This window comes from Kitasatospora sp. NPDC101801, from assembly GCF_044766665.1.
In the GTDB taxonomy this organism is placed as follows: Bacteria; Actinomycetota; Actinomycetes; order Streptomycetales; family Streptomycetaceae; genus Kitasatospora.
Genome location: NZ_JBIWML010000001.1, coordinates 894506 through 902295 on the forward strand (window position 1 = coordinate 894506; position 7790 = coordinate 902295).

The window sequence follows — 7790 nt, forward strand, 5'->3', positions numbered from 1 at the left end:
GAACTGTCGGCATGAGCGTTCCACGACCTGGGCCCCGGCGGCAAGCCGGATGCACGAAAACCGTCCACAGAGCGAGACGGTGTCTCAGAGAGTGAAACCCTGCCGCTCCAGCGCGTGTTCGGCGAGCCTGATCAGCAGCTCCTTGCCGTCCTCCCTGCGGCGTGCGTCACACAGCAGCACCGGCACCCCGGGGTCGAGGTCGAGCGCGTCGCGGACGTCGCCGGGGGCGTAGACCTCGGTGCCCTCGAAGCAGTTCACCGCCACCACGAACGGGATGCCGCGCCGCTCGAAGAAGTCCACCGAGGGGAAGCAGTCGGCGAGTCGGCGGGTGTCCGCCAGCACCACCGCGCCGAGTGCGCCCGCCGCCAGCTCGTCCCAGGCGAACCAGAACCGGTCCTGCCCTGGGGTGCCGAACAGGTAGAGCGCCAGGCCCGGGCGCAGGTCGATCCGGCCGAAGTCCATCGCCACCGTGGTGGTCCGCTTGGCCTCCACCCCGGAGGTGTCGTCCACCTGCTGCCCCGCCGAGGTGAGTTGCTCCTCGGTGCGCAGCGGACGGATCTCGCTGACCGCGCCCACCAGCGTGGTCTTGCCCGCACCGAAGCCGCCGGCGACCAGGATCTTGAGGGCCACCGCGCTCCAGGGCGAAGCCTGGCCGGGTCGGGTGTCAGAGTGCGCGAAGGCCATTGATCACGTCTCGCAGCAGGCGCTCGTCCGGTAGTTGGGCGAGCGGAACGGGTCGGGTGACGGCAATCAGTTCCGCGTGCAGCAGGTCGCCGAGCAGCACCCGCACCACGCTCACCGGCAGATCGGTGTACGAGCCCAACTCGGCGACACTGAGCGGTTCGTGACGACAGAGGGCGAGGATGGACCGGTGCTCGAGGTCGAGGTCGGGCTCCTCGGTCTCGTCCGGGTGCACGGCGGTGACCAGCGAGATCAGGTCGAACATGCCCTCCTCGACCGGCCTGGTCCGGCCCCTGGTCATCGAGAACAGCCGCACCATCGGCCCCGCGTCGTCGTCGAACCACTGGTCCTCGACGGGCGGGCGGGCGGGAAAGGCCGGCTGCGGCGGTTCCTCGGTCCTGCTCGACCCCGGTGCGGCGTTCTCGACGGTCATCGTTCGGTCATCTCCCCGGCGGAACGGACTCGGTACGCGGCTCGGCGGACAGGTGCTCGCCCACCCGCTTGACCAGCAGGGCCATCTCGTAGGCGATCTGGCCGACGTCGGACTCGGCCTCGCTCAGCACCGCCAGGCAACTGCCGTCGCCCGCAGCGGTGATGAACAGGAACGCGTCGTCCAGCTCGACCATGGTCTGCCGGACCCCGCCGACCTGGAAGTGCCGGCCGGCCCCCTTGGCCAGGCTGTGGAAACCGGCCGCGACGGCGGCCAGGTGCTCGGCGTCCTCGCGCTCCAGACCCTGCGAGGCACCGGTGGCCAGACCGTCACTGGAGAGGATGACCGCGTGCCGCAGCGCCGCGACCCGTCCCACCAGATCGTCCAGCAGCCAGTTGAGGTCTCCTGACGGCTGTGCCGTTGCGGTCATGATTCGGTTCCTTCCGTTGGTGCAGGCTGAGCAGGTGTCACGGGTCGTGCGGGTGCCTGGGGTTGAGCGGGTGTCACGGGTCTGGCCGGCCCGGCCGACAGGGCCTGCGGCCGGGGTGCCGCCGGGAGCGCGGCCCGGCGGCGGGGCGCCGGCGGGGCCGGGGCGGGGACGGCGGGCGCGGGCGGGTCCGGGACCACGGTGAGCGAGGCGGGCTGGATCCGGTCCCCCCGGCCGCGCTGGAAACCGCGCTGGAAGGAGGAGAAGGCCGACCTGGCCTCCTCCGGCGACCGGTCCCGGCTGCTCTCGGAGCCGGTGTCGGCCGGCTCGGCGCTCCTCAACTGCGGGGCCAGGTTGGCCTGCCGGACCCGGCGCGGCAGCAGCCCGCCGGCCGGCGCGGTGACCGGGGCCGGGGCCGGCCCCTCCTCCGGCGGGCTGTCCGCCCGGCGGTGCCGTCCCGTCCCGGAGTACCCGGCGGGCACCAGGGTCGGCCCGCCGACGGACCGGCGGCGCGGCAGCCCGCCCGGCGTACGGGCGGGTTCGGCGGCCGAGGGGCGCGGGCCGCCGACCGGGCGTCCGGCGGCCCGGACCGGCTCGTCTGCGCCCACCGGTGCGCTCTCGCCACGCCGGTGCCCGCCGGTGCCGCCGTCGCCGGTCCGGCCCTCCGCCTCGTCCGTGCCGAGCGCCGGGACGGCCACCAGGTCGGCCCGACCGGTCCCGGTCGGCGGGACCACGGCCGGCCGGGCTCCGGCCGGTGCCTCCAGCAGGTCGGGGGCCTCGGCCAGCAGCTCGCGCGGGATCAGCACGATGGCCGCCGTGCCGCCGTACGGGGAGGGCCGCAGGTGGACCCGGATGCCGTGCCGCCGGGCCAGCCGGCTGACCACGAACAGGCCCAGCCGGTCGGTGTCCGCGAGGTCGAACTCCTGCTCCACCGCGAGGCGTTGGTTGATGTCGGCGAGCGCCTGCTCGCTCAGCCCGAGGCCGCGGTCGTCGATCTCCAGCGAGAAGCCGTGCGCGACCACCTCGCCCTGCACGGTGACCTGGGCCTGCGGCGGCGAGTAGACCGCGGCGTTCTCCACCAGTTCGGCGATCAGGTGGGTGACGTCGGCGACCGCGCTGCCCAGCAGACCGGTGCCGGGGAACGGGCGGACTATCACCCGGGCGTAGTCCTCCACCTCACCGACGGCAGCCCGCACCACGTCGACCATCCGGACCGGCTTGCGCCAGGCCCGGCCCGGCGAACCGCCGGACAGGATGATCAGGCCCTCGGCGTGCCGCCGCATCCGGGTGGTCAGGTGGTCGAGCTTGAACAGGTCCTCCAGCTCGGCCGGGTCCTCGGTGCGCCGCTCCATGGTGTCCAGCAGGGTGAGCTGACGGTGCAGCAGCACCTGGCTGCGCCGGGCCAGGTTGACGAAGACCGCCGAGACGCCCCGGCGCAGCTCGGCCTGCTCGACCGCCGCCTCGACCGCCACCCGCTGCACCTGGTTGAAGGCCCGGCCGACCTCGCCGATCTCGGCGGGGCCGAACTCCAGCTCGGGGGACTCGGCGGCGATGTCGACGGGTTCGCCCCGCCGCAGCCGCAGCATCAGGGCGGGCAGCCGGGCACCGGAGAGGTCCAGCGCCGCGTTCCGCAAGTTGATCAGCTCGCGGGCCAGGGCGCGGCCGATCCGGTACGAGATCATCACCGAGGCGACCACCGCGATCAGGCCGAGCAGGCCCGCGATGCCGCCGCGCACCAGCTGGTTGACCGCGTAGGACTTCGCCAGCGCGCCGATCTGGCCGGCCAGCCGGGTGTTCAGGGTGGAGAGTTCGCCCAGCGCCAGGTCGGTCCCGTTGTTCCAGTTCGACAGCGGGATCCGGAGCAGTGCGGCCTCCCGCTCGGCCGGGTTCTGGAAGCTCTCGAACTGCACCTCGGCCCAGGCCACCGTGGACATGCTGTCGCTGGTCCGGGCCGTCCGGTAGTCGGCCTGGTCCTGCGGTTCCAGCTCCGCCACGTAGACCTTGAACAGCGTCTGCTGACTGTGCAGCGCGTCCAGCGCGGTCTGGTACATCACGTTGTCCGGTTTGGGGCTCCGGGAGCCGGGGCGGTTGGCCGCGTCCAGGGTCAGCCGCAGGCCGCGGAGCGCCGCGTCCTCCTGCGAGAGGTACTCGCGGGCCCGGACCAGCTCGGTCAGCACCATCCCCTGCCGGGGCAGCTGACCGCTCTGCCGGCTGACGAAGGCGGTCCGGAACGCGAACACCGGCTGCACCAGGTCGGCGTAACGGTCGATCACCTTGTCCCAGCTCTTCACCTGCTGGTCCACCTCGCCGCGGATGGTGGTGATCCCCTCGCCGGCCGCCAGCACCTCCTCCAGCCGGAGCCGCTGGACGCCGTCCAGCTTGCTCTCCTCGGAGGAGTTCGCCTGGTAGCGCAGCAGTTGCAGCGAGCGGTCGGTGACCGCCTTGCTCTGCTGGTACTTCTCCTGGGCGTCCCTGTCCTCCGGGTCGGCCAGCCGGATCACGGCGAACTTGCGCTCGTTCTGGAGGTCCCGGGCGTACTGGTCGATCGGCGCGCCGAAGGCGCGGTAGGCCGAGCTGACGTCCAGTTGGGTCCACACGTCACCGGTGGTCACCATGGTGGCGTACACCCACAGTCCGGTGAGCGCGACGATGGGCACCATGAGCAGCGCGATCATCTTCGCGCGGATCGAGCTGCTGCGCAGACGCATGGGGTCCTCGGTGCGGGGAAGAGCACGGACAAGGGGGTGCGACGGGTGCGTTTCGGACACGTCTCTGCCCGAGATCTGCGTGAGCTTACTACTCCATGACCACTCGTTCGAAGGGTCGAATGCACAGTCAGACGGAAGCCGTCACGATCCTCCCGGTATCGCCCGCAAAGGGAGTTCTGTCCGACCGTCCAGGCTGACCGGCACATGCCGATCCGGCGATCCGGCGCACCACCCCTGGGCAGCGCTGCTGCGATCGGGTAGCTTCGCTGGCATCCGCTCGGGCAGACGGGAACGGGGGGCCACGGGTGCGGCAGTACAGCGGCCCGGCCGCGCCGGCCCCGGCCGTCGGCGGGCTGGCCGACTCGGTGTACGACACCGCCGAACGGCTCCCGGCCCTGGTCCAGTTGGACCGCTGGGAGCAGGACGGCTGGCGGCACGTGACGGCACTCCGGTTCCGGGACGAGGTGCTCGGCCTCGCCAAGGGGCTGCTGAGCCACGGCATCCGGTACGGCGACCGGGTCGCGGTGATGTCCGGCACCCGATACGAGTGGACCCTGTTCGACTACGCGCTCTGGTCGATCGGCGCCATCCCGGTCCCGGTCTACCCCACCTCGGCGGCCGAGCAGGTGCGCTGGATCCTGGCCGAGACCCAGGCGGTGGCCTGCGTGGTGGAGCACGAGGACCACGCCATGACGGTCGGCGCGGTCTGCGACGCGCTCACCGCGCTGACCTCGATCTGGCAGCTGGACCAGGACTGCGTGACCATGCTGACCGAGGACGGCCGGGGCCTGCCGGACTCGCTGGTGCACCGTCAGCGGCTCGGCGTCTCGCCCGACTCGGTCGCCACCGTCATCTACACCTCGGGCACCACCGGGCGCCCCAAGGGCTGCCTGCTCACCCACGGCAACCTGGCCGCCGAGGCGGACACCCTGCTCGCCGGCTGGGCCGAGGTGGTCCGGGACACCGGCGGCGGGCAGCCCGCCAGCCTGGTGCTGCTGCCGCTGGCGCACGTGTACGGCCGGGTGGTGCAGATCGCGGCGATCCGCGGCGGCATCCGGCTCGGCCACCACGGCGAACTGACCACCGACTCGCTGCTGCCCGCGCTGGCCACCTTCCGGCCGACCTTCCTGCACCTGGTGCCGTACGTACTGGAGAAGGTGTACCAGCGCGCCAGGGAGGCCGCCGAGGAGGCCGGCAAGGCGCAACTCTTCGGCCAGGCGGCCGAGGTGGCGATCGAGTGGGCGGCCGCCCGGGAGCAGCGCGCGTTCGGGCGCGGCCCGGGGCCGAGCGCCTCGCTGCGGCTGCGGCACGCGGCGTACGACCGGCTGGTGTACCAGCGGCTGCGCGCGGTGCTGGGCGGCCGGACCAGGTCGGTGATGTGCGGCGGCTCGATGCTCGGCCGGGAGCTCAGCCTGTTCTTCACCGGGGCCGGCCTGGCCGTGTACGAGGGCTACGGGCTGACCGAGACCTCGGCCGCCGTCACCGCGAACCCGCCGGGCCGGGCCAAGGCGGGCACGGTCGGCCGGGCGCTGCCGGGCTCCGAGGTGGCGATCGGGGCGGACGGCGAGGTGTGGGTCCGGGGCCCGGCGGTCTTCGCGGGCTACCTGAACCAGCTCCAGGACGGTTTCCACGAGGGCTGGTTGGCCACCGGCGACCTCGGCGAGCTGGACGAGGACGGCTACCTCACCATCACCGGGCGGAAGAAGGAGCTGATCGTCACCAGCAGCGGCAAGAACCTCGCCCCGACCGTGCTGGAGGAGCGGGTCCGGGCCCATCCCCTGGTCTCCCAGTGCCTGGTGGTCGGCGACAACCGCCCCTACGTGGCCGCCCTGATCACCCTCGACCCGCAGGCGCTGGCGCACTGGCTGAAGGCCAACGGACGGGCGCAGCTGGACTCCTGGGCCGCGCTCGCGGACGAGGCACTGCACGCCGAGATCCAGCGCGGCGTCGCCGCGGCCAACACCACCGTCTCGCGCGCCGAGTCGATCCGCGCCTTCCGCCTGCTGCCCCGCGAATTCGGCCCGGAGCAGGGCCTGCTGACCCCCTCGCTCAAGCTCCGGCGCGGCGCCATCGTCCAGCACTACGCCGACGACATCGAGGAACTCTACGGCGGCTGACCCGACCTCCGAGAGGCTTTCGGCTATCTGCGAATCCTCTTGACGGGCCGTCTGGTCCAGTCCAATGTATGGCCCGGCCCGGACGCGGCGACAAGCGGCGGCCGGGGCCCGGCCCGGGTGCGACGGGCCGATTCGTCCCCGCCCTCAGGGGAGTGCAGCGTTCTTCCCCCACAGGAGATCACTCGTGTCCACCACTCTGCGCCGTATCGCCGCCTGCGCGGCCGGCACGGCGCTCACGGTCCTGAGCGCCGCGGTTCCCGCCGCGCACGCCGGGACCGCCCCGGCCGTCAACCTCGCCACCAACCCCGGCTTCGAGATCCCCACCCTGCCGCTGGCGGACTGGGGTTCGATCCCCGGCTGGCGCTGCGGCACCGGTGAGGCCGTGCTCGACACCGCCGCGCACACCGGCGGCTCGGCCCTCACCGTGACCCCGGCCGGCGACCACAGCACCGGCGAGTGCGCCCAGACCCTCGCGGTCCGGCCCAACACCACCTACACCTACTCGGCCTGGGTGCGCGGCGACTACGTCTTCCTCGGCGCCACCGGCACCGGCAACGACGTGGCCCCGTCCTGGGTGCAGTCCACCGGCGGGAACTGGCGCAGGCTCAGCACCAGCTTCACCACCGGCCCGACCAACACCTCCGTCCGGCTCTACCTGCACGGCTGGTACGAGCAGGGCGCCTTCTCCGCCGACGACGTCGAGCTGAGCGGCCCGGCCCCGGCCCCGGCCTGGGCCACCTGGAACATGCCGACCCAGGACAAGGTGGTCTTCTTCACCATCGACGACGGCTGGGCACGGACCGCCGACGCGGCGCGGTTCATCGAGACCAACAGGCTGCCGGTCACGGCCTTCCCGCTGCCGATGCCGTCCGGCTTCGAGCCCGACTACTTCAAGCGGGTCACCGCCGCTCCCGGCTCCTCGGTCGAGGCGCACAGCGTCTCGCACCGCGACCTCACCACGCTCTCCGCCGCCGAGCAGCAGGCCGAGATCTGCGACTCCAGGGACGCGGCGGCGGCCCGGTACGGCACGGTCCCGACGATCTTCCGTCCGCCGTACTTCGCGTTCAACGCCGACACCCTGCAGGCGGCCGCCAACTGCGGGCTGCGCACCGTGCTGACCGCGACCGCGGACTACAGCTGGGGCGCCTCCACCAGCTACCGGGGCGGCCTGCAGGCCGGTGACGTGATCATCTTCCACTTCGCCGACACCCTGGCCGGGGACCTCCAGCGGGCCCTCACCGACGCCACCGCCGCCGGACTGACGGTGGCCGGGCTGCACACCTACACCGGCTGAGCGAACGGTCGTGGGCGCCGCCCCCCCCGGGGGGGCGGGGGGCCCCCCCCCGGGGGGGGGGGAGCCCGCGGGGGAGGGCCGGCGGTGGGCGGCCCCCAGGGCGGCCCCCGGGGGGGGGGGTCGGGAGGGCACC

Annotated in this window: 6 protein-coding genes; 2 read left to right on the plus strand and 4 right to left on the minus strand. The window is 73.2% G+C overall.

Annotation, left to right across the window (positions count from 1 at the left end):
* Positions 1-84: 84 nt before the first annotated feature.
* The 4 genes from ACIRPK_RS03940 to ACIRPK_RS03955 are packed head-to-tail and all read right to left on the minus strand — an operon-like array spanning position 85 to position 4246.
* Entirely contained in the window at positions 85-684 is a 600-nt protein-coding gene (locus ACIRPK_RS03940; protein WP_403032499.1) for a GTP-binding protein, read from the minus strand.
* The gene (locus ACIRPK_RS03945; RefSeq protein ID WP_403032502.1) at positions 665-1114 is read right to left on the minus strand and encodes a DUF742 domain-containing protein; all 450 of its coding nucleotides are present in this window, start codon (positions 1112-1114) and stop codon (positions 665-667) included. Before ACIRPK_RS03945 ends, ACIRPK_RS03940 begins: the two co-directional genes overlap by 20 nt.
* 7 nt (positions 1115-1121) lie before the next feature.
* Positions 1122-1541, minus strand: a complete 420-nt coding sequence (locus ACIRPK_RS03950) for a roadblock/LC7 domain-containing protein (protein ID WP_403032505.1) — start codon at positions 1539-1541, stop codon at positions 1122-1124.
* On the minus strand, positions 1538-4246 hold the full coding sequence (locus ACIRPK_RS03955) for a nitrate- and nitrite sensing domain-containing protein (protein ID WP_403032508.1): 2709 nt from the start codon (positions 4244-4246) through the stop codon (positions 1538-1540). The genes ACIRPK_RS03950 and ACIRPK_RS03955 overlap by 4 nt, the downstream gene beginning before the upstream one ends.
* Before the next feature lie 305 nt (positions 4247-4551).
* On the opposite strand from ACIRPK_RS03955, the gene ACIRPK_RS03960 reads away from it, so the two are divergent.
* Both ACIRPK_RS03960 and ACIRPK_RS03965 read left to right on the plus strand, forming a co-directional pair.
* On the plus strand, positions 4552-6363 hold the full coding sequence (locus ACIRPK_RS03960; RefSeq protein WP_403032510.1) for an AMP-dependent synthetase/ligase: 1812 nt from the start codon (positions 4552-4554) through the stop codon (positions 6361-6363).
* 184 nt (positions 6364-6547) lie between these two features.
* Positions 6548-7657 carry a polysaccharide deacetylase family protein gene (locus tag ACIRPK_RS03965; protein WP_403032513.1) on the plus strand — a complete coding sequence of 370 codons (1110 nt, stop codon included), beginning with the start codon at positions 6548-6550 and terminating at the stop codon, positions 7655-7657.
* The last annotated feature ends 133 nt before the right edge of the window (positions 7658-7790 follow it).